General features: G+C 61.2%; 23 protein-coding genes and 2 tRNA genes. 6 read left to right on the top strand and 19 right to left on the bottom strand.

Annotated elements, in window-relative coordinates; translation table 11 throughout:
• Positions 1-2: 2 nt before the first annotated feature.
• From nuoG to SFY93_RS17255, 12 genes are all read right to left on the bottom strand, one after another.
• The gene (gene nuoG, locus SFY93_RS17310) at positions 3-2,072 is read right to left on the bottom strand and encodes an NADH-quinone oxidoreductase subunit NuoG (protein WP_320447795.1); all 2,070 of its coding nucleotides are present in this window, start codon (positions 2,070-2,072) and stop codon (positions 3-5) included.
• Positions 2,073-2,083: 11 nt separating this feature from the next.
• Complete coding sequence (gene nuoF / locus SFY93_RS17305; protein WP_320443981.1) at positions 2,084-3,409, bottom strand: NADH-quinone oxidoreductase subunit NuoF; 1,326 nt, start codon at positions 3,407-3,409, stop codon at positions 2,084-2,086.
• Between the two features lie 11 nt (positions 3,410-3,420).
• On the bottom strand, positions 3,421-3,636 hold the full coding sequence (locus tag SFY93_RS17300; RefSeq protein WP_115028619.1) for a hypothetical protein: 216 nt from the start codon (positions 3,634-3,636) through the stop codon (positions 3,421-3,423).
• Positions 3,633-4,439: an NADH-quinone oxidoreductase subunit NuoE gene (gene nuoE, locus SFY93_RS17295; protein ID WP_175367098.1), complete on the bottom strand. Its 807-nt coding sequence runs from the start codon at positions 4,437-4,439 to the stop codon at positions 3,633-3,635. The genes SFY93_RS17300 and nuoE overlap by 4 nt, the downstream gene beginning before the upstream one ends.
• Before the next feature lie 10 nt (positions 4,440-4,449).
• The gene (locus tag SFY93_RS17290) at positions 4,450-5,418 is read right to left on the bottom strand and encodes an FkbM family methyltransferase (protein ID WP_320443980.1); all 969 of its coding nucleotides are present in this window, start codon (positions 5,416-5,418) and stop codon (positions 4,450-4,452) included.
• Positions 5,415-5,705, bottom strand: a complete 291-nt coding sequence (locus tag SFY93_RS17285; RefSeq protein ID WP_320443979.1) for a hypothetical protein — start codon at positions 5,703-5,705, stop codon at positions 5,415-5,417. The genes SFY93_RS17290 and SFY93_RS17285 overlap by 4 nt, the downstream gene beginning before the upstream one ends.
• Positions 5,702-6,895: an NADH-quinone oxidoreductase subunit D gene (locus SFY93_RS17280; protein WP_320443978.1), complete on the bottom strand. Its 1,194-nt coding sequence runs from the start codon at positions 6,893-6,895 to the stop codon at positions 5,702-5,704. Before SFY93_RS17280 ends, SFY93_RS17285 begins: the two co-directional genes overlap by 4 nt.
• Positions 6,892-7,506 (bottom strand): NADH-quinone oxidoreductase subunit C, encoded by a 615-nt coding sequence (locus tag SFY93_RS17275; RefSeq protein ID WP_320443977.1) that lies wholly within the window; start codon positions 7,504-7,506, stop codon positions 6,892-6,894. Before SFY93_RS17275 ends, SFY93_RS17280 begins: the two co-directional genes overlap by 4 nt.
• A 26-nt stretch (positions 7,507-7,532) precedes the next feature.
• Entirely contained in the window at positions 7,533-8,120 is a 588-nt protein-coding gene (locus SFY93_RS17270; protein WP_089264564.1) for a NuoB/complex I 20 kDa subunit family protein, read from the bottom strand.
• Positions 8,111-8,476 carry an NADH-quinone oxidoreductase subunit A gene (locus SFY93_RS17265; RefSeq protein ID WP_068730894.1) on the bottom strand — a complete coding sequence of 122 codons (366 nt, stop codon included), beginning with the start codon at positions 8,474-8,476 and terminating at the stop codon, positions 8,111-8,113. The genes SFY93_RS17270 and SFY93_RS17265 overlap by 10 nt, the downstream gene beginning before the upstream one ends.
• Before the next feature lie 231 nt (positions 8,477-8,707).
• Complete coding sequence (locus tag SFY93_RS17260) at positions 8,708-8,917, bottom strand: hypothetical protein (protein WP_320443976.1); 210 nt, start codon at positions 8,915-8,917, stop codon at positions 8,708-8,710.
• A complete protein-coding gene (locus SFY93_RS17255; protein WP_320443975.1) occupies positions 8,905-9,096 on the bottom strand; it encodes a hypothetical protein in 192 nt (63 codons plus the stop codon). The genes SFY93_RS17260 and SFY93_RS17255 overlap by 13 nt, the downstream gene beginning before the upstream one ends.
• Before the next feature lie 74 nt (positions 9,097-9,170).
• Here SFY93_RS17255 and SFY93_RS17250 point away from each other — a divergent pair, with 74 nt between their 5' ends.
• Positions 9,171-9,446 (top strand): DUF3072 domain-containing protein, encoded by a 276-nt coding sequence (locus tag SFY93_RS17250; RefSeq protein WP_231080817.1) that lies wholly within the window; start codon positions 9,171-9,173, stop codon positions 9,444-9,446.
• Between the two features lie 110 nt (positions 9,447-9,556).
• Here SFY93_RS17250 and SFY93_RS17245 read toward each other — a convergent pair.
• A tRNA-Asp gene (locus tag SFY93_RS17245) sits at positions 9,557-9,633 on the bottom strand.
• Positions 9,634-9,888: 255 nt separating this feature from the next.
• Between SFY93_RS17245 and SFY93_RS17240 the strand changes: the two genes are divergently transcribed.
• The 5 genes from SFY93_RS17240 to SFY93_RS17220 all read left to right on the top strand — a co-directional run bounded on the left by SFY93_RS17240 (position 9,889) and on the right by SFY93_RS17220 (position 13,387).
• On the top strand, positions 9,889-10,209 hold the full coding sequence (locus SFY93_RS17240; RefSeq protein WP_068730898.1) for an HU family DNA-binding protein: 321 nt from the start codon (positions 9,889-9,891) through the stop codon (positions 10,207-10,209).
• Positions 10,210-10,305: 96 nt separating this feature from the next.
• A complete protein-coding gene (pepT, locus tag SFY93_RS17235) occupies positions 10,306-11,565 on the top strand; it encodes a peptidase T (protein WP_320443974.1) in 1,260 nt (419 codons plus the stop codon).
• Positions 11,566-11,770: 205 nt separating this feature from the next.
• Positions 11,771-12,505, top strand: a complete 735-nt coding sequence (locus SFY93_RS17230; RefSeq protein WP_089264570.1) for a helix-turn-helix transcriptional regulator — start codon at positions 11,771-11,773, stop codon at positions 12,503-12,505.
• An 82-nt stretch (positions 12,506-12,587) separates the two neighbouring features.
• Complete coding sequence (locus tag SFY93_RS17225; RefSeq protein ID WP_320443973.1) at positions 12,588-13,202, top strand: acyl-homoserine-lactone synthase; 615 nt, start codon at positions 12,588-12,590, stop codon at positions 13,200-13,202.
• Positions 13,202-13,387, top strand: a complete 186-nt coding sequence (locus SFY93_RS17220) for a hypothetical protein (protein ID WP_315841841.1) — start codon at positions 13,202-13,204, stop codon at positions 13,385-13,387. The genes SFY93_RS17225 and SFY93_RS17220 overlap by 1 nt, the downstream gene beginning before the upstream one ends.
• A 33-nt stretch (positions 13,388-13,420) precedes the next feature.
• On the opposite strand, the gene SFY93_RS17215 is transcribed toward SFY93_RS17220, so the two are convergent.
• From SFY93_RS17215 to tig, 6 genes are all read right to left on the bottom strand, one after another.
• Positions 13,421-13,497, bottom strand: a tRNA-Val gene (locus SFY93_RS17215).
• 52 nt (positions 13,498-13,549) lie between these two features.
• Entirely contained in the window at positions 13,550-13,966 is a 417-nt protein-coding gene (locus tag SFY93_RS17210; protein WP_320447794.1) for a GFA family protein, read from the bottom strand.
• A gap of 97 nt (positions 13,967-14,063) precedes the next feature.
• A complete protein-coding gene (gene lon / locus SFY93_RS17205) occupies positions 14,064-16,490 on the bottom strand; it encodes an endopeptidase La (RefSeq protein ID WP_093758782.1) in 2,427 nt (808 codons plus the stop codon).
• A 307-nt stretch (positions 16,491-16,797) separates the two neighbouring features.
• Positions 16,798-18,072, bottom strand: coding sequence for an ATP-dependent Clp protease ATP-binding subunit ClpX (gene clpX, locus SFY93_RS17200; RefSeq protein ID WP_089264575.1), 1,275 nt, complete (start codon positions 18,070-18,072; stop codon positions 16,798-16,800).
• Positions 18,073-18,517: 445 nt separating this feature from the next.
• Entirely contained in the window at positions 18,518-19,153 is a 636-nt protein-coding gene (locus SFY93_RS17195) for an ATP-dependent Clp protease proteolytic subunit (protein ID WP_089264576.1), read from the bottom strand.
• Positions 19,154-19,463: 310 nt separating this feature from the next.
• The gene (gene tig, locus SFY93_RS17190) at positions 19,464-20,816 is read right to left on the bottom strand and encodes a trigger factor (RefSeq protein ID WP_093758783.1); all 1,353 of its coding nucleotides are present in this window, start codon (positions 20,814-20,816) and stop codon (positions 19,464-19,466) included.
• Positions 20,817-20,959 lie beyond the last annotated feature (143 nt).

The raw sequence follows: 20,959 nt of genomic DNA, 5'->3' as shown, positions 1-20,959 counted from the left end.
GTTTACTCCGCCGCCGTCAGCATCTGGCCGGAGGCCAGGCGGGAGCATTCCGCCATGATGGCTGACGCACGCGCGATCGGGTTGGTCAGGTAGAAGTCCTCAACGGAGGCCTTGAACGGTGTCTTGTCGACGGTGCCGCCCTTGCCCGCAAGGGTCTTGATCGCACCGGCATCGCCGGCCTCGATCTGATCGATGCGCATCAGGTGCGGTGCAGCCTTGAAGATCGCCTGCCGCAAGGCAGCCAGCGAGTCGTAAGGCAGCTTGTGGCCGAGCACGTCGGACAATGCGCGGATCACCGCCCAGTCCTCGCGGGCATCGCCCGGCGGGAAACCGGCGCGTTCCGCCATCTGCACGCGGCCTTCGGTGTTGACGAAGATGCCGGACTTCTCGGTATAGGCCGCACCCGGCAGGATCACGTCGGCGCGATGCGCACCGCGGTCACCATGGGTGCCGATGTAGACGACGAAAGTGCCGTCAGCGACTTTCACGTCGTCGGCGCCGAGCGAGAACAGCACGTCGAGCGAACCGGCCGAGGTCATCTGCGCGAGGCTCAGGCTGCCCGATGTCGGCGCGAAGCCGATATCAAGCGCGCCGACGGTCGAGGCCGCCGTCTGCAGCACCGCAAAACCGTTCCAGCCGTCCTTGATAACACCGAAGTCCGAAGCGAGCTTGGCAGCCGCCGCCAGTACCGCAGCGCCATCGGCACGTGCGGCTACACCGGCGCCAACCAGCACGATCGGATGCTTGGCGTTCTTCAGCACATCGGCGAAGGCGTTCTTGCCGGCGGCGAGTTCGGCCAGCGAGTCCGTGCCAGCACCGAGATAGTCGTAGCGATAGGTCAGATCGGCCTTCTCGCCGATCACGCCGACCTTCAATGCACCGGTGCGCCATGCCTTGCGGATGCGCGCGTTGAGAACGGCGGCTTCCTTGCGCGGGTTGGCGCCCACGATCAGCAGTGCATCGGCCTGCTCGATGCCGGCGATGGTCGGGTTGAAGATATAGGACGCGCGGCCAGCAGCCGTGTCGAAAGCGCCCGCGCTCTGGGTCGCCAAATTGGCCGAGCCCATGCTCGCCAGCAGCGCCTTCAGTGCGAACATTTCCTCGACGGCGGCGAGATCGCCAGCGATGGCGCCGATCTTCTTGGTGCCGGCAACCTTCGCAGCGATGGCACTGAACGCTTCAGCCCAGGTCGCCGCACGCAGCTTGCCGTTGTCGCGGATATAGGGACGATCGAGACGCTGCGTGCGCAGGCCGTCGACGATGTGGCGGGTCTTGTCGGAGATCCATTCCTCGTTCACCGCCTCATTGACACGCGGCAGGATGCGCATCACTTCGCGGCCACGGGTATCGACGCGGATCGCCGAGCCGACGGCGTCCATGACGTCGATGGACTGGGTCTTGCCGAGCTCCCACGGACGCGCGGCGAAAGCATAAGGCTTCGAGGTCAGCGCACCGACCGGGCAGATATCGACCAGGTTGCCCTGCAGCTCCGAGGTCAGCGCCGTTTCGAGGAACGAGGTGATTTCCATGTCCTCGCCGCGACCGGTCGCGCCCATTTCCGGCACGCCGCAGATCTCAGCGGCGAAGCGGACGCAGCGCGTGCACTGGATGCAGCGGTTCATCGAGGTCTTCACCAGCGCACCGAGATACTTGTCCTCGACCGCACGCTTGTTCTCGGCAAAGCGTGACGTGTCGACGCCATAGCCCATCGCCTGGTCCTGCAGATCGCACTCGCCGCCCTGATCGCAGATCGGGCAATCCAGCGGGTGGTTGATCAGCAGGAATTCCATCACGCCTTCGCGTGCCTTCTTGACCATCGGCGAACGCGTCGAGATTTCCGGCGGTTCTCCCTTGGGACCAGGCCGGCAATCGCGCACGCCCCAGGCGCAGCTCGCGACCGGCTTCGGTCCGCCCTTCACTTCCACCAGACACATGCGACAGTTGCCGGCGATCGACAGGCGCTCGTGGTAGCAGAAGCGCGGGATTTCGGCGCCGGCGGCTTCACACGCCTGCAGCAGCGTGAACTCCGCGGGAACCTCGATCTCTTTGCCGTCGATGATCAGTTTCGTCATAGCCATGCGCCCTACTCCGCCGCGACCAGATGCGCGGGATCGAGGATGCCTTGATCGTCGAGCGTCGCCTTGCGGCTGAACTCTTCGATGCGGCGTTCGATCTCCGGGCGGAAGGCGCGGATCAGGCCCTGCACCGGCCACGCGGCGGCATCGCCGAGTGCGCAGATGGTGTGGCCTTCAACCTGCTTGGTGACTTCGAGCAGCATGTCGATCTCGCGCTTGTGGGCGCGGCCCTCGACCATGCGGCTCAGCACGCGCCACATCCAGCCGGTGCCTTCACGGCACGGCGTACACTGGCCGCAGCTCTCATGCTTGAAGAAGTAGCTGATGCGGGCAATCGCCGCGACGACGTCGGTGGACTTGTCCATGACGATGACGCCGGCGGTGCCGAACGACGACTTCACCGCGCGGGTGCCGTCGAAATCCATGATGAGTTCTTCGCAATCCGCAGCCGGGATCAGCGGGCACGATGCGCCGCCCGGGATGATCGCCAGCAGATTATCCCAGCCGCCACGAATGCCGCCGCCGTGCTTCTCAATCAGCTCACGGAACGGAATGCTCATCGCATCCTCGACGACGCAGGGCGTGTTGACGTGGCCGGAGATGCCGTAAAGCTTGGTGCCGACATTGTTCGGACGGCCGATCGAGGCGAACCACGCCGCGCCGCGACGCAGGATGTCCGGCGCAACAGCGATCGACTCCACATTGTTCACCGTGGTCGGACAGCCGTAGAGACCGACATTGGCCGGGAATGGCGGCTTCAGGCGCGGCTGGCCCTTCTTGCCTTCAAGGCTTTCGAGCAGTGCCGTCTCTTCGCCGCAGATATAGGCGCCGGCACCGTGCGCGACATAGAGGTCGAACGGGAAGCCGTGAATGTTGTTCTTGCCGATCAGATTGGCCTCATAGGCCTGATCGATCGCCGCCTGCAGGTGCTCGCGCTCGCGGATGAATTCGCCGCGCACATAGATGTAACCGACATGGGCGCCCATGGCGCAGCCGGCGATCAGACAGCCTTCGACCAGCGTATGCGGATCGTGGCGCATGATCTCGCGGTCCTTGCAGGTGCCGGGCTCGGACTCGTCAGCATTGACGACGAGATAGCTCGGGCGGCCGTCGGCATTGTCCTTCGGCATGAAGGACCACTTCATGCCGGTCGGGAAACCTGCGCCGCCGCGGCCACGCAGGCCGGACGCCTTCATCTCGTTGACGATCCAGTCGCGGCCCTTGTCGATGATGGCCTTGGTGCCATCCCAGCCGCCGCGGCGGCGTGCGCCAGCGAGGCCCCAGTCGTCGAAGCCGTAGAGATTGCGGAAGATGCGGTCGTTGTCGTCGAGCATGGCTTCCTCGATCAGCGATTGGATTGCTTGTAGGCGAGCATCGCGGCGCAACCGCCGAACACAACGGCCCACAACAGACTTGATTCAAGCGTGGCGTTCAAAAAGAAACGCTGCAGCGAGAAAATGAACGCAGCTGCGACCATCGTATGCAGTGCGATGTAGAGCCACTTGTTCATTGCCGCGTCCCCCGACAGCGTTGCAAATTTCATCGACAGCGCGCGCGTCATTTCTTCGGCTCCTTGGGAGTCTTCGGCTCCTTGGGAGCGCCAGCTTTCGGCGGATTAGCCTTGGTCGCATCAGCCGCCGGCGGCTTCGGCGCCGGGCGCTCCTGCACATTGGCCGACTCGGTCTGCTTCTTCGGCTCGGCATCGGCGAGCGCGGGTTCCTTCGGCATATCCAGAACCTTCGTGTATGTGGCGGCGCCACCGCTCGTCATCACGCGCGCGCCGCCTTCGGGCGCAGCAAACTGACGGCCGATCTGCGAACCCGGCTTCGGCGGCGTGCCGGCGGCGAAACCGTCGATCAGCTTGTTCATGCTCTCTTTGGTGAGATCTTCGTAGGTGTCGCTCCAGATCATCGCCATCGGGGCGTTGACGCAGGCGCCGAGGCACTCGACCTCTTCCCAGCTGAAGTCGCCATCTGCGGACAGATGGAACGGGTCGTGATGGATGCGATGCTGACAGACGTCGATCAGATCGCCGGCGCCGCGCAGCATGCAAGGCGTGGTGCCGCAGACCTGAATGTGCGCCTTCTTGCCGACCGGCTGCAACTGAAACTGGGTGTAGAAGGTCGCGACTTCGAGCACGCGGATATAGGGCATTTCCAGCATGTCGGCGACGACGCGGATCGCGGCTTCCGACACCCAGCCGGCCTGTTGTTCCTGCGCACGCCACAGGATCGCAATCACGGCCGATGCCTGACGGCCGGGCGGATAATGCGTGATCTGCTCTTTCGCCCACGCCAGATTCTCGGGCGTGAATTCAAACGAAGCGGGCTGAACTTCTTTCGGAGCCAAACGGCGGACGGACATGTCTAGTCTCTCAATGAGTGCGGCGCGCCGCGCTCGCATTCAGGCTGTTGATGCGGTCGATCCAGAACGCACTCGATGTGCCAAACACGTTGTAGCCAACATGTGTGGACACCTTGATGCGATCGAGGATCGACAACTCGGTCACGGTTTCGAAACGGTTGGTGGCGGGATCATGCACGATCAGCTTGAGCGGCGTTTGATCCAGGATAAAGCGTGAGACGGTGTGATGCGGGTCATTGCCGTGCTCTTCGCACATGATGACCGAGTCGCCCTGCAGCAATCGTGCGCCGCCCTTGATAGCCTCGATCTCGACGCCTTCGACGTCGAGCTTGATCAGATATTTGCCAGACATCGACACCTTGCCGTCGTCGAGCAGATTGTCGAGCGAGATCACCGGCACTTCCTCGCCGCCGGCATTCGGATCGCCAGCGATGCTGAAAGCTTCGTGCTTGGTACCCGACAGATGCGCCGTACCACGCTGCGAGCCGATCGCGCATTTGATGACGTCGAACCGGTCACCATTGATCCTGGCGTTAGTGGCGAGCTTGGCGAAATTGTCGAACGACGGCTCGATCGCAATCGCCTTATGCGAGCCGAACGGCGCGCTCGACACCAGCACCGACCAGTATCCGTAATTCGCGCCGCAATCGAGCAGCGTGTAATCGACATCGATCGAGTTCCGGAACAACACCTCAAGCTCGTCTTCATAGGAGAAGGTGCGGTTGAGCAGCTTGCTCCAGTAGCCGTCGCCGAACGGGAACGCAAACAGCGCATCCGCATTCAGCTTCACGACGAGATCGCGCGCCGGCAGCACAGTCCTGCGCATCAGATTGGCGCACATGTTGTAGCCGCGATGCGAGAACGACGACGAGATCTTCGAGCCAACCACCAGCGCACAGGCCATCGCACGTTCCCAGAGATTCACGCTCTGGAGAACGCCGGACGCCCGGTCAAACTGGATGGGAGGCGTCAGCGTCACTGTTTGACCTCAACCTCATCGCCGATTGCGTGACGACACGACCAGTTCTCACCCACGGGAGCCGATCGGCCAAAGCGGCGCGCAATCACAGGACCGTTGTTGCAGGTGCAATCACCGTTCGACAAAACGAAGCTCTCAATGCCGCCCAGATCGCCGCTGGCGATTTCCTGGAAGCCGGCTGGCAGCTTCTTGAAGGCAGCATAGTGCGCGCAGCCGAGCTCGGCCGCGAAAGCGGGCAATCCGATCAGACCTGTCATAGCCAGACTGAGACCCGCAGCTACGTTCATCGATCGACCTCTCCGAACACGATGTCGAGCGAACCGAGAATGGCCGAGACGTCGGCGAGCAGATGGCCGCGGCACATGAAGTCCATGGCCTGCAGATGCGCAAAGCCCGGCGCGCGGATCTTGCACTTGTACGGCTTGTTGCTGCCGTCGGAGACCAGATAGACGCCAAACTCGCCCTTCGGCGCTTCGACGGCGGCGTAGACTTCGCCTTCCGGCACGCGGAAGCCCTCAGTGTAGAGCTTGAAGTGATGGATCAGCGCTTCCATCGAGCGCTTCATCTCGCCGCGACGCGGCGGGAAAATCTTGTTGTCTTCGACCGCAACGGCGCCCTGCCCGTCCGGCGCGCGCATCTTGGCGATGCACTGCTTCATGATCTTGGTCGACTGCCGCATCTCTTCGACACGAATACAGTAACGATCGTAGCAGTCACCGTTCTTGCCGATCGGAACGTCGAAATCCATTTCGGCGTAGCATTCATAAGGCTGCGACTTGCGCAAATCCCATGCAGCGCCCGAGCCGCGCACCATCACGCCGGAGAAGCCCCACTTCCAGGCGTCCTCCAGCGACACCACGCCGATATCGACGTTACGCTGTTTGAAAATACGATTGCCGGTGAGCAGCGTTTCGAGATCGTCGAGCACCTGCGGGAAGGCATCGCACCAGGCATCGATATCGTTGATCAGCTTGGGCGGCAGGTCCTGATGCACGCCGCCGATACGGAAGAACGCGGCATGCATGCGCGAGCCCGAGGCACGCTCATAGAACACCATCAGTTTTTCGCGCTCTTCGAAACCCCATAGCGGCGGGGTCAGCGCGCCGACGTCCATCGCCTGCGTGGTGATGTTGAGAAGATGCGACAGGATACGGCCGATTTCGGAATACAGTACGCGGATCAACTGGCCGCGGCGCGGCACGGTGATGCCAAGCAGCTTTTCGGCGGCCAGACAGAACGCGTGTTCCTGGTTCATCGGCGCGACGTAATCGAGCCGGTCGAAATACGGGATCGCCTGCAGATAGGTCTTCTGCTCGATCAGCTTCTCGGTGCCGCGGTGAAGCAGGCCGATATGCGGATCGACGCGCTCTACGACTTCACCGTCGAGCTCCAGCACCAGGCGGAGCACGCCGTGCGCGGCCGGATGCTGCGGTCCGAAGTTGATCGTGAAATTGCGAACGTTGGGTTGTTCGGTCATGGCTTGACCTCTGCCTTCTCGTCACCCGGCAGCACGGGATAATCCGCGCCTTCCCAGGGCGAGAGGAAATCGAATTTGCGGAATTCCTGATTGAGCCGGACCGGCTCGTACACCACCCGCTTCTCCTGGTCGTCGTAGCGAACCTCGACGAAGCCTGTGAGCGGGAAGTCCTTGCGCAGCGGATGGCCGTCGAAACCGTAATCGGTCAGCAGACGGCGCATGTCGGGATGGCCGACAAAGATCACGCCATAGAGGTCATAGGCTTCGCGCTCGAACCAGTCTGCGCCGGGAAACACCGAGATGATCGACGGCACCTGCGTTGTCTCGGAGGCCAGAGCCTTGAGGCGAATGCGGGCGTTCAATGTCGGCGACATCAGGTGATAGACAACGTCGAAGCGCTTTTCGCGGCCGGGGTAGTCGACCGCCGTCGCATCGGTGAAGTTGACGAAGCGGCAGCGCGGATCGTCACGCAGGAACTGCGCGACCTCGACGATCTTCGATGTTTCCACCGCAATCGTCAGCTGGCCGAACGCCACCTCATGCGCGAGTGCGGCACCCGGCAGGGCGCCGACAATCGTCTGACCCAGTGTGTCGAGCCTCACATCGTCCATGACAAAGCCTTAAGCGTTCGCGAGTCTTAGCGTTCAATCGTGCCGGTGCGGCGGATCTTCTTCTGCAGCAGCAGCACGCCGTAGAGAAGCGCTTCTGCGGTGGGCGGGCAGCCCGGGACATAAATGTCGATCGGCACGATACGGTCGCAGCCCCGAACCACCGAATACGAGTAGTGATAGTAGCCGCCGCCATTGGCGCAGGAGCCCATCGAGATGACGTAACGCGGCTCCGGCATCTGGTCATAGACCTTGCGCAGCGCCGGGGCCATCTTGTTGGTCAGCGTGCCGGCGACGATCATCACGTCGGACTGACGCGGCGACGCGCGCGGCGCGAAGCCGAAGCGCTCGACGTCGTAACGCGGCATCGACACCTGCATCATCTCGACCGCGCAGCAGGCGAGACCGAAAGTCATCCACATCAGCGAGCCGGTGCGCGCCCAGGTGATCAGGTCGTCAGTCGCGGCGACGAAGAAGCCCTTGTCGGACAGCTCGGCATTGACCTCGAGAAAATACGGATCGTTCGCGCCGACCGGCTTGCCGGTGGACGGATCGATAATGCCTTTCGGCGCCTGCGCGATGGCGGGAGCCGAGGCTATGACTGGGCTCAATCCCATTCGAGCGCGCCTTTCTTCCATTCGTAGGCGAAACCGATGGTGAGCACGCCGAGAAACACGATCATCGACCAGAAGCCGGTTGCGCCAAGCTTGCCGAAGGCCACTGCCCACGGAAACAGAAAGGCGACTTCCAGATCGAAGATGATGAAGAGAATCGCCACCAGATAGAACCGCACATCGAACTTCATGCGCGCATCGTCAAAAGCGTTGAATCCGCATTCATAGGCGGACAGCTTTTCCGGATCTGGCTGCTGGTAGGCGACGAGAAATGGCGCGATCAGCAAGGCCAGACCGATGACGGATGCGATGCCGATAAAGACCACAAGTGGGAGATAATTATGCAAGATGCCGTTCATCGGCGAGCCTTACTCCTGCGGCCCTGACTTTGCCACAGATTCGAACATTGGAATGGTTCTGAGGCTTAGCGCAGCGCAACAAGCCATGCAAGACAAGGGATGCTGACAGTTTCATGCTCTGCCATGCGCGGCGCGACGATTGAAACGCAACCTTGCCGATGCATCGCCGGCTGCGACAAACCTCCCGCAGATTCTCAAAAATCCGGCATGACTTCTCAACGGCCGGGACCCTCAAACCTCGCCTGTCGGCGGGTCGGACTTGGCGGTCCTTCCCGGCAGCATCAAGCCCTCCAGTTCGGCGCGTTTCCGCACCAGCAGCAACTCCGCGGCGGCGTTGTCCATGCCCGCCTGTCGCAACAGACGGATCGCCGCGCCGAGCTCGGCGATCTGCGCCCGCAATGTGATGATCCTGAGCTGCGGCGGCTCACTCACGCCGGACATGCCAGCGCCTCACGTTCCGCAATGAGCGCCAGCAGGTCGGCCTGCATCCGCCGCAGGCGCATGGAGGCATTGGCACAGTCCAGCCCGGCATTGGTCAGCAGCCGGATATCCGACTGCACCCCTTTCATCTGGTAGCGCAGCCGGGCGATTCTGAAATTCAGGTTGGCGAGCTTGGTCATTTGCGCTATAGAACAAAAAGAGAACAAATTGACAAGCCATTGTTTCGACCCAGATCGGATTTTTGGAGGTTCCCATGACCCTTGCTTTGAAGGCCCTGGCTTTGAAGACCCCGGCTTTGAACACCCGCGGTGAGATCGTCGTCCCCGCGATTGCCGCATCGGTATCGTCGTATGAGAGCCTGCCGGATCGCCTCTCCGGCCCGATGACCCGCGGTCAGGCGCTGACGCTGAAATCGCTGGCGATCGAGGCCTATCAGCCCAAACAATTCGAAAAGGACCTGACGCGCGCTGAAGCCGCGCGGCGAATCGAGGCGCTGAAGCAGGAAATCGCGCTCGCAGATTCGTTCTGAGCGCTGGCACGTCAAATGCCGCGCGTGACGTCTGCAACTCTATAGTTCTCTTGAGGAAACTTGTGGGGACGACCCGCGGATGGACCTGAATCCCGCCATTCCCGATGGAATGGCGCGAGAGACGGGACTCGAACCCGCGACCTCTGCCGTGACAGGGCAGCGCTCTAACCAACTGAGCTACTCCCGCGTGGATCGTCTGCAATCCCGCAGTGGGGCTGGACATAAAGGGACGTCCTTTTGAAGTCAAGGACGTTGCAGAACCATTCCCGGGGACATCACAGGAAGGCGTCGTTGCAGGCTGTGCGAGAAGGCCGTTTTAAGGCCGAAAATGCAAATAAGCCCCTGTTTGCAGGCAAAACAGCGGGGCGGCATCGCTCCGAATCGTTTAAGCCCTGCTGCGTCACAGGTTTAAGACAGACCACCAACGAGAAGGGCCAGATTCATGGCAAAAGCTGCAACCACCACCGCCGCGAAAGCGGCCACTCCTCCCACCATCACGCTGAAGCATCTCGCCGCGGCCCTGGCTGAAGATCACGAGCTGTCGAAGAAGAAGGCCGAAGAAATCCTCGGTGACATGGTGGAGCGCATCACCAACCACCTCAAGAATGGCGAGCGTATCCGTATCGTCGGCCTTGGCATCCTTCAGGTCCGCAAGCGCGCCGCCCGCATGGGTCGCAACCCGGCGACCGGCGAGCAGATCGAGATCGCGGCCAGCAAGAAGGTCGCGTTCCGGCCGGCCAAGGAACTCAAGGAAGCCGTCTGATCGACCGCTTGAACTTCTCATTCCGGGCCGCGTCCTCGTGACGGCCCGGAATGAAACTTCTAAGCTGTGAGGACTTCTGCAATCAGATGGTGCCCTTTGACAGCAACTCCCCCCTTCGATTTCGCCCATGATGTGACTGCGTGCTTCCTGCGCTATGTGGTGATCGACACCCAGTCCGACCCCGCCTCCCCCACCTGCCCATCGACCGAAAAGCAGAAGGATCTCGGCCGCGTACTCGCGCAGGAGCTGCGGGACCTGGGGCTCAGGGACGCGCATCTCGACGAGCATGGCTATGTCTATGCGACGATCCCCTCGACATCGGACAAGAAAGTGCCGGTGATATGCTTCTGCTCGCATATGGACACTTCGCCCGACTGCAGTGGCAAGGACGTCAAACCGCAGATCGTCAAGAACTATCGGGGCGGCGATATCGTGCTGCCGGCGGACACAACGCAGGTCATCCGCGTCGCCGACAATCCGGCGCTGAAGGACCAGATCGGCCATGACATCATCACCACCGACGGCACCACTTTGCTGGGCGCCGACAACAAGGCTGGCCTTGCCGAGATCATGGACGCGGCACGTTTCCTGGTTGCCAATCCGCAGATCAGGCACGGCACCATCAAGATCCTGTTCACGCCCGATGAAGAGATCGGCCGCGGCGTCGACAAGGTCGACCTGACAAAGCTGGGCGCCGACTTTGCCTACACCATGGACGGCGAGACCGCCGGCTATGTCGAAGACGAGACCTTCTCGGCCGACGGTGCCGTCATCACCATCGAAGGCGTCAGCGCGCATCCCGGCTTTGCCAAAGGCAAGATGGAGCACGCCATCAAGATCGCCGCCGCAATCGTCGAGCGACTGCCGAAAGACACCTGTTCGCCTGAGACCACCGACGGCAAGCAAGGCTTCCTGCATCCGATCGGCATTTCTGGCGCGCTTGAAAAAGCGACGCTCAGTCTGATCGTGCGCGACTTCACAGATGACGGCCTTGCCGAGAAGGAAGCGCTGCTGCAATCCATCGTCGACGACGTGATGACGGCCTATCCGCATTCGACGGCAACGCTCGAGATCAAGCAGCAATACCGCAACATGAAGCAGGTGATCGACCGCTATCCGCAGATGGTCGAATACGCCGTGGAAGCGATCCAGCGCGCCGGGCTCAAACCCGTCCGCAGCAGCATCCGCGGCGGCACCGACGGATCGCGGCTGTCCTTCATGGGCCTGCCCTGCCCCAACATCTTCGCCGGCGAACACGCCTTCCACGGCCGTACTGAATGGGTCAGCGTCCAGGACATGGAAAAGGCCGTGCAGACCATCGTGCATCTGGCGATGATCTGGGAAGAAAGGGCGTAGTGGTAATAAAGAACCATTCGCTGCACAAAAGCAGCGAGGGACGGGCGTTCCGGCAATGACGGAACGGTGTATAGTTGTGGTGTCAATCGAATGGCGAATTGCGCGCCGTGACGGCGACGATATCCTCCCCACTACATATTATAAATTGTAATAAGAATAATATCCCAAAAACATAGCTCCATTTCAGCTGATATGCAGGCGCGCCATGGGGTCATTCAAAGGCAAGCATTTTCAGACCGCGTTGTCGGCCATCGAAAGCATTGCCAATGCCGCCTCCATGTCTGCGGTTGGCGATGTCGTGGCCGCTACGGCCAAATCGTTCGGCTACAACCACATCTGCTTTCTGGCCTCGACCGGCGTCAACCAACCGTTCGAAGATCGCGTGTTGCTGAAAGTATGGCCCAAGCCATGGGCCGAACAATATAGCGCGTCCAATTTCTATGCCTCGGATCCCGTTGCGCCGCGGATCCGCCGGCAACCCGAGCTGTTCACCTGGTCCGACATCCGGCTCGATGAGGTCAGCCCGATATCACGGACCATCATGGAGATCGCGTCTGTCGATTACGGATTGAAGTTCGGCCTCTGCGCACCGGTGCACGGCATGAACGGCTATCAGGCCGGCCTCTCGCTGGCAGGCTACGAAGTCGAAAATACCGAGGACGCGCACGGCGCCATCGAGCTCGTCACGATGTATGCGTTCAACCGCTTTGCAACGCTTCGCTCTCACCAGCGTGCGAAGTTGATCGCCCTCACCTTGCGGGAGCGCGAGGTCGTCAGCTGGGTCGCTGCCGGAAAGACCGCCTGGGATACGAGCGTCATTCTCGGTATCTCCGAGGATACGGTGAACAAGACTGTCACCGCTGCCATGCACAAGTTGAATGCGCATACGCGCGCGCAGGCCGTGGCCGAAGCGATCACACAAGGACTGATCGCTTTCTGAATTGTCAATCCCCTGCCCACGGAATATCGCGACCAAACTCATCATGAGAACCCTCCACGCAGACGAGCGTGGAGAGCTTTTTATGATCGAGGTCATTCACAGCGGTAATGCTGGGCAGTTCGGCGATCTCCTGGACAAGCAATTTCGGTTACGGCACGAGGTCTTTGTCGGAGAGCGCGGCTGGACCGCCTTCGATGTCGATGGCGAGCACGAGAAAGACCAGTATGACGATGATGCCGCCGTCTATCTGGTCGCGGCCGACGACGCAGGCACTGTCGCAGGCGGCTTCCGGCTCTATCCAACCGTCTTGCCTCACATGCTCAGCGAGAATTTTGCGCAGCTTGTCGATGGCGCGCTGATCCAGCGCCGCGATGTGTTCGAGCTGACACGCTTTGCCATGCGCAAATCCGAACGCCGCAGCCATCACTATTTCGAACTGCTGCTCGCGATTCAGGAATATGGCCTGATGGAAGGCCTGTCCGGTTTCACCTCGGTCATCAATCCCTTGCGCATCCCGATTCTTCAGGGCTTCGGACTGGAGATCGAGCCACTGGGATTGCCAGCCATGATCGATGGCGAGGCCACCATCGCCGTGCTGTTTCATGTCAGCGAAAAGTGTCTCGTCCGCGTCAGCAAGAGTGTCGCCATCAAAGACAGCGTCTTTGCACTGCCTCAGACATCCCGGCGGATCGCCTGATGCCGATGTCCCCCAATCAGTTCCAGGTCATTCAGGGCGGCAAAGACGCCGACGAGCTAATTGTCACGATGCTGCAAGCCCTGCGGTTGGCAAACGCATGCGGGTCCGAGACGACCTATGATCTGCTGCGCATGGCGCTGTTGAACGAAGGCGTTCAGCTCGCCAAGGTGCTGGCGGCGCGCTAGGCGAAACACTCGGAGGACATGGGTTTAGGGAGGTGGTAGGCGGCGAGAGATTCGAACTCCCGACCCTCTCGGTGTAAACGAGATGCTCTAACCAGCTGAGCTAGCCGCCCTCACGGCCTCTCTTTAACGCCGGGACTTCCCCGCGGCAAGGCGTTCTGCGTCCTATGGATCGTTCGATCCCTTTGGCCGCGTTGGCAGTTCCGCAAGATCATGAATCCAGGGCGCGGCTGACCGGCACCAGATCTGACGTCGTGGCGGCAGCTCGGCGCGCTGGCGAATACTGCCCCAGCGAATACCCCACTCGTTATCCTCAGCCGCTTCGCCACTGGCGAATATCGGCGTGCCGCAGTCCCCGCAAAAATGCTGCAGCCGGTTGAGACCGTTGTCGCCGCGCTTGACATAGACCTTCGGCGCACCGCCCGTCATCTCGATCGTGTCGGCCGGCGTCAGCACCGTGACGCGATAGGCCGAGCCGGTCATGGTCTGGCAATCCGTGCAATGGCAGATCGACACCCGCTGCGGATTGATTGTCGCGCGATAGCTGATGAAGCCGCAGTGGCATTGGCCGTCGATCTGCATCACGCCGTCTCCCGAACGATCTCCGAACAACTGCGATCTTGCCATAAAAAAACGGCGCCCCGAAGGGCGCCGCTGATTGTTGTCGAGGATGTCGACCTTAGTGGGCTGTCAGGCCGCTGCCGGCCTCTTCCGCGCCGTCGGCTTTCACCGGCAGCTTGGTGTCCTCTTCCCAGACGATCGCCTTGGGCGCCCGCACCAGGGCGTTGGCGATCACCTCGTCCATCCGGGCGACCGGGATGATATTCAGCCCGCCCTTGATGGCGTCGGAGATCTCGGTGAGGTCCTTGGCATTGTCCTCGGGGATCAGCACCGTCTTGATGCCGCCGCGGGCCGCTGCCAACAACTTCTCCTTCAGACCACCGATCGGCAGGATCCTGCCGCGCAGCGTGATCTCGCCGGTCATGGCGACATCGTGCCGGATCGGAATGCCCGTGAGCACGGACACGATCGTCGTCGCCATCGCCACGCCTGCGGACGGACCGTCCTTCGGCGTTGCACCCTCGGGCACGTGGACGTGGATGTCGCGCCGCTCGAACAGCGGCGGCTCGATCCCGAAGTTGATCGCGCGCGAGCGGACATAGGACGCCGCTGCCGAGATCGATTCCTTCATCACGTCACGCAGGTTGCCGGTGACGGTCATGCGGCCCTTGCCGGGCATCATGACGCCTTCAATGGTGAGCAATTCACCACCGACATCCGTCCATGCCAGACCGGTGACGACACCGACCTGATCGTCGCTCTCGATCTCGCCGTAGCGATACTTGGGCACGCCCAGGAACTCTTCGAGATTCTTCTCGGTGACCTTCACCACCTTCTTCTTCGAGAGCATCAGCTCCTTCACGGCCTTGCGGGCCAGTGTGGAAAGCTCGCGCTCCAGATTACGCACGCCCGCTTCGCGGGTGTAGCGGCGGATCATCAAGAGCAAGGCGTCGTCGTCGATCGACCATTCCTTGGCATCCAGACCGTGCTTGGAGAGCGCGATCGGAATGAGATGCTTGCGGGCGATCTCGACCTTCTCGTTCTCCGTGTAGCCGGCGATCCGGATGATCTCCATACGATCCATCAGCGGGCCCGGAATATTCAGGGTGTTCGCCGTGGTGATGAACATCACGTTCGACAGATCGTAGTCGACCTCCAGATAGTGATCGGCAAAGGTGCCGTTCTGCTCGGGGTCGAGGACCTCAAGCAGAGCCGACGACGGATCGCCGCGGAAATCGGCGCCCATTTTGTCGATCTCATCCAGCAGGAAGAGCGGATTCGTCGTCTTGGCCTTGCGCATCGACTGGATGATCTTGCCGGGCATCGAACCGATATAGGTCCGGCGATGTCCGCGGATCTCCGCCTCGTCACGCACGCCGCCGAGCGACACGCGCACGAACTCACGTCCGGTCGCCTTGGCGATCGACTTGCCGAGCGAGGTCTTGCCGACGCCGGGAGGTCCGACGAGGCACAGGATCGGCCCGCTCAGCTTGTTGGCGCGGGTCTGCACCGCGAGATACTCGACGATGCGGTCCTTGACCTTCTCGAGCCCGTAGTGATCGTCGTCCAGCACGGCCTGCGCCGCGGCGAGGTCCTTCTTGACCTTGGACTTCTTGCCCCACGGAATCGACAGCAGCCAGTCGAGATAGTTGCGCACGACGGTCGCTTCCGCGGACATCGGCGACATCTGGCGCAGCTTCTTCAGCTCATGCTGCGCCTTCTCGCGGGCTTCCTTCGACAGCTTGGTCTTGGCGATCTTCTCTTCGATGTCGGCCAGCTCGTCACGACCTTCGTCGTCGCCGAGTTCCTTCTGGATCGCCTTCATCTGCTCGTTGAGATAGTACTCGCGCTGGGTCTTCTCCATCTGGCGCTTGACACGCGAGCGGATGCGCTTCTCGACCTGCAGCACCGAGATCTCGCTCTCCATCAGGCCGAGCACCTTCTCCAGGCGCGCGGTGACGGACAGCGTTTCCAGGATGCCCTGGCGATCCGCGATCTTGACGGCGAGATGCGACGCAACGGTGTCGCCGAGCTTGGCGAAGTCAGTGATCGCCTGCACGACGCCGACGACTTCGGCGGAGATCTTCTTGTTGAGCTTCACATAGCTCTCGAAGTCCGAGACAACCGAACGCGACAGTGCTTCCGCCTCGACGCTCTTCGCATCGGTGTCGGCCAGCGCGACTGCCGTCGCTTCGTAATATTCGGTGCGATCGGAATACTTCTCGACCTTGGCGCGCTCGAGCCCTTCCACCAGCACCTTCACGGTGCCGTCGGGAAGCTTCAAAAGCTGCAGCACGCTGGCGAGCGTACCGATCTCGTAAATCGAGTCCGGCGATGGATCATCGTCCGACGCATTCTTCTGCGTGGCGAGCATGATGAGCGCATCGTTCTTCATCACCTCTTCGAGCGCGCGGATCGATTTCTCGCGGCCGACGAAGAGAGGCACGATCATGTGCGGGAAGACGACGATGTCGCGCAACGGCAACACCGGATAGGAGTGGCTTTCGCCGTGAACAATGGTTGGCCGGGGTTTGGAGGCAGTCATGGCCCATTCCTTTTGCTGTGCCCCCTTGCAAGCAGTCCGCCCGATGGCGCAACCGCACAAGGTGCCGATTTTCCGTCTTTGCTCGGCCGTCTCAGGCTCTACGTGTCCGGATCGTTATGGCGAATCTTGAGGGAGATTTTGTGTTCGCCGAGAGCATTAGGTGGCTATGGGCCGGGGGGGTGTCAAGTCGCGGAAATACCCATGAACAAGGGCGGTTTACAGAGCGTAGCAGCAATAAAATAGGCGGCTGCCGATCACCGGCAGCCGCCTATTGAACTTAAGTCGATGGGCCCGAAAGCCGCGTGGATCAGGCGCTTGCGCTGCTCTCGGCGGTCCGGTCCGAACGGTCGGCGTAGATGTAGAGCGGGCGAGCCGTCCCATCCACAACCTCCTTGGAGATGACGACTTCCTCGACACCTTCCAGACCGGGCAGATCGAACATGGTTTCGAGCAGAATGCTCTCCAGGATCGACCGCAGACCACGTGCACCGGTCTTGCGTTCGATAGCCCGGCGGGCCACCGCACCCAGCGCCTCGTCGGCGAAGGTCAGCTCGATGTTCTCCATCTCGAACAGGCGCTGGTACTGCTTGACCAGCGCGTTCTTCGGCTCGATCAGAATCTTCTTCAGCGAGGTCTCGTCGAGATCCTCGAGTGTCGCGACCACTGGCAGACGGCCGACGAATTCGGGGATCAGGCCGTACTTCAGCAGATCTTCCGGCTCGACATGGCGGAAGATTTCACCGGTGCGGCGATCTTCCGGCGCGAGAACCTGAGCGGCGAAGCCGATCGAGGTGGTCCGTCCACGCGACGAGATGATCTTCTCGAGCCCCGAGAACGCACCGCCGCAGATGAACAGGATGTTCGTCGTATCCACCTGCAGGAATTCCTGCTGCGGATGCTTGCGGCCGCCCTGCGGAGGCACGGAGGCCACGGTGCCTTCCATGATCTTCAGCAGAGCCTGCTGCACGCCCTCACCCGACACGTCACGGGTGATCGACGGATTGTCCGACTTGCGCGAGATCTTGTCGATTTCGTCGATATAGACGATGCCGCGCTGCGCACGCTCGACATTGTAGTCGGCCGCCTGCAGCAGCTTCAGGATGATGTTCTCGACGTCCTCACCGACATAACCGGCTTCGGTCAGCGTCGTCGCATCGGCCATCGTGAACGGCACATCCAGAATGCGCGCAAGCGTCTGCGCGAGCAGCGTCTTGCCCGAACCGGTCGGACCGATCAGCAGGATGTTCGACTTCGCGAGTTCGACGTCGTTGTGCTTGGTCTGGTGGTTGAGGCGCTTGTAGTGGTTATGCACCGCGACCGAGAGAACCTTCTTCGCATGGAACTGACCGATGACATAGTCATCGAGCACCTTGCAGATTTCCTTCGGCGTCGGAATGCCGTCGCGCGACTTGACCAGCGAAGACTTGTTCTCCTCGCGGATGATGTCCATGCAGAGTTCAACGCATTCGTCGCAGATGAAGACGGTAGGACCCGCGATCAGTTTGCGAACTTCGTGCTGGCTCTTGCCGCAGAACGAACAATACAGCGTGTTCTTGGAGTCGCTGGTACCGACCTTACTCATTCCTATCTCCGTCCGCCGTTCGATCTTTGTCTGCCGGTCGCCCAGTTACGGGACATATCCCGTAGATAGAGCAAAATCCGTACCAAAAAAGACCTCGTTCCAGAATGCCGCTCGAATCACGGCTCACTCGAATCCCCGCGATACTAACCGATCCGCATCAGCGAACCATGCTGACAGCCGATGATCAAGAATTCGCTAATCGGCTCCATCGCCTGGAGCGTGACAATAGCGTGATTTGCGGCATTTGCGCGGGAGAACCCCGAAAATTGGGGAACGTTGCGTGAATGACACCACCCGACCAGCACGAAAGCGGAACTCTCGCATCTGCTGGCGTCGGCACATAGTACCAATTCGGGAATAACTTGATCGATATGGCTGGCTTGGGACAGGCGGCGCGCGGGCGCCGTCTGTCTCGGTCTCGATATGTTCGCCGAAACGGCGTCGTTTAGGCCGGCTTCGCCGGGGTCGATTCTTCAGCGCGCTTGTCGATGACCTTGTCGATCAGCCCGAAATCCTTCGCCTGATCCGCCGTCATGAAGTTATCGCGCTCGAGCGCGTTGTGAATGTCCTCGTAAGCACGTCCCGTGTGCTTCACATAGATCTCGTTGAGCCGGCGCTTCAGGCTCTCGACTTCCTTGGCATGAATCAGGATGTCGGTGGCCTGCCCCTGGAAGCCGCCTGACGGCTGATGAACCATGATGCGGGCGTTCGGCAGCGCGAAGCGCATGTCCTTTGCGCCAGCCGTCAGCAACAGCGAGCCCATCGACGCGGCCTGACCGACGCACAGCGTCGACACCGGCGGACGAATGAACTGCATCGTGTCGTAGATTGCGAGGCCCGACGTCACCACGCCACCGGGCGAGTTGATGTACATCGAGATTTCCTTCTTCGGATTCTCGGCTTCGAGAAACAGAAGCTGGGCAACGGTCAGCGTCGACATGCCATCCTCGACCGGACCGGTCACGAAGATGATGCGCTCCTTCAGAAGGCGCGAAAAGATATCGTAAGCCCGTTCACCGCGGTTGGTCTGTTCGACCACCATCGGGACGAGGTTCATGTAGGTTTCTACCGGATCGCGCATTGATCACCCGAAAGGTTGGAGGAGACACACGTCCATCGGCAAGACTGGAACCGGTTACGGTTTGCCGGGAGAGGACGAACGTCCCGTGATGCAGGAACAACAAACAGAGCCCACAGATATGGACCAATCGAGCAGCAACAAGACCACCGGTCCACATGCCGCCCTCAACCTCAGTTCAAGCCGATTCGGACGGCCACCGCAAAGCGCTGGAGCCCTTTTGGAACCTGTTTCGGGCGGTATCCTTAACGTCAAAACGCCGGCTGGAGGACCCGGCCGGCGTTTCTTTTAACGTCTTCTAAGAAGCTGCGGCTCAGGCCGCAGTCTTCTCATCCTCGTCCTTGTAGAGGTCGTCCTTGGACACCTTCTTCTCGGTCACATTGGCCAGTTCGAGAATGAAGTCGACGACCTTGTCCTCGTAGATCGGTGCACGAAGCTGGGCCAGCGCGTTGGGATTGCTGCGGTAAAAGTCCCACACTTCCTTCTCGCGGCCTGGCATCGAACGGGCGCGCTCGATCACGGCGCGGCTGACCTCGTCATCGCTGACGGTGATCTTGTTCTTCTCGCCGATCTCCGAGAGCACGAGACCGAGGCGCACGCGGCGATCGGCGATCTTGCGGTACTCTTCCTGAGCGGCTTCTTCGGTGGTGTCCTCATCGGCGAAGGTCTTGCCCGACGATGCCATCTCCTGCTGGATCGAATTCCACATCAGCTTGAACTCTTCGTCGACCAGCGACGGAGGCGCATCGAACTTGTGGGTCTCGTCGAGACGGTCGAGCAGCAGGCGCTTGACGCGCTGGCGGGTCGCACCGGCGAATTCGGCAACCAGACGCTCGCGTGCGGCTTCCTTCAGCTTGTCGAGGGACTCGAGGCCGAGGGTCTTGGCGAACTCGTCGTCGATCACGGTGTCGACCGGCGATTCCACCTTGGCCGCGGTGGTCTCGAACTCGGCAGCCTTACCGGCCAGCGTCTCGCTCGCATAGTTGACCGGGAACGACACCTTGAGGGTACGGGTCTCGCCGGCGGCGATGCCGATCAGCTGGTCCTCGAAGCCCGGGATGAAGGTGTTGGAGCCGATCGCAACCGGGATCTCCTCGCCGGTGCCGCCCTCGAAGGCGACGCCATCGATGGTGCCCTTGAAGTTGACCGTCACGCGGTCGCCCGACTCGGCCTTGCCGGTCTTCTCGGTGAAGGAACGGTTCTGGTCGGCGACGCGCTTGATGGCTTCATCGACGTCCGCATCGGTCACTTCGGCCACCGGCTTCTCGACGGTGAAGCTCTTGAAGTCGGCGAGCGCGATCGGCGGCACGACTTCGATGGCGACGGTGTAATTGAGGTCCGACTTGCCCGACAGGATGTCTTCGACTTCCTTCTGCTCGGTCGGCATCGTGATCTTCGGCTCGGAGGCGAGCTTGAAGCCACGCTCGGTGAAGATCTGCGTGTTGGTGTCGCGGATCAATTCATCGACGGTCTCGGCGGCAACCGAGCGACCATAGAGACGCTTCAGGTGACCGACGGGAACCTTGCCCGGGCGGAAGCCGTTGAGCTTGACCTTGCCCTTCATGTCATCGAGGCGCGCATCGACCTTGGCTTCGATGTCGGCAGCCGGCACGTTGACCGAGAACTCGCGCTTCAATCCCTCGGAGAGGGTTTCATTCACCTGCATGGCGTCAATCTTCTTCCCGCTTGGTCCGGCCCAATGGCCCGGACATTGTAAATCTGTGCGGCATCAGGCCAGAGCCTGCGCCGGTGGTGCGAACTGTCTCTGCAAGGCCAACCTTGCGGAAACACGTCCGAAAATCGTCATGG

Source organism: Tardiphaga sp. 42S5 (assembly GCF_034044155.1).
GTDB lineage: Bacteria > Pseudomonadota > Alphaproteobacteria > Rhizobiales > Xanthobacteraceae > Tardiphaga > Tardiphaga robiniae.
Note: the sequence above shows the minus strand (reverse complement) of the source record. Positions and strands in the feature narration are given on the sequence as shown.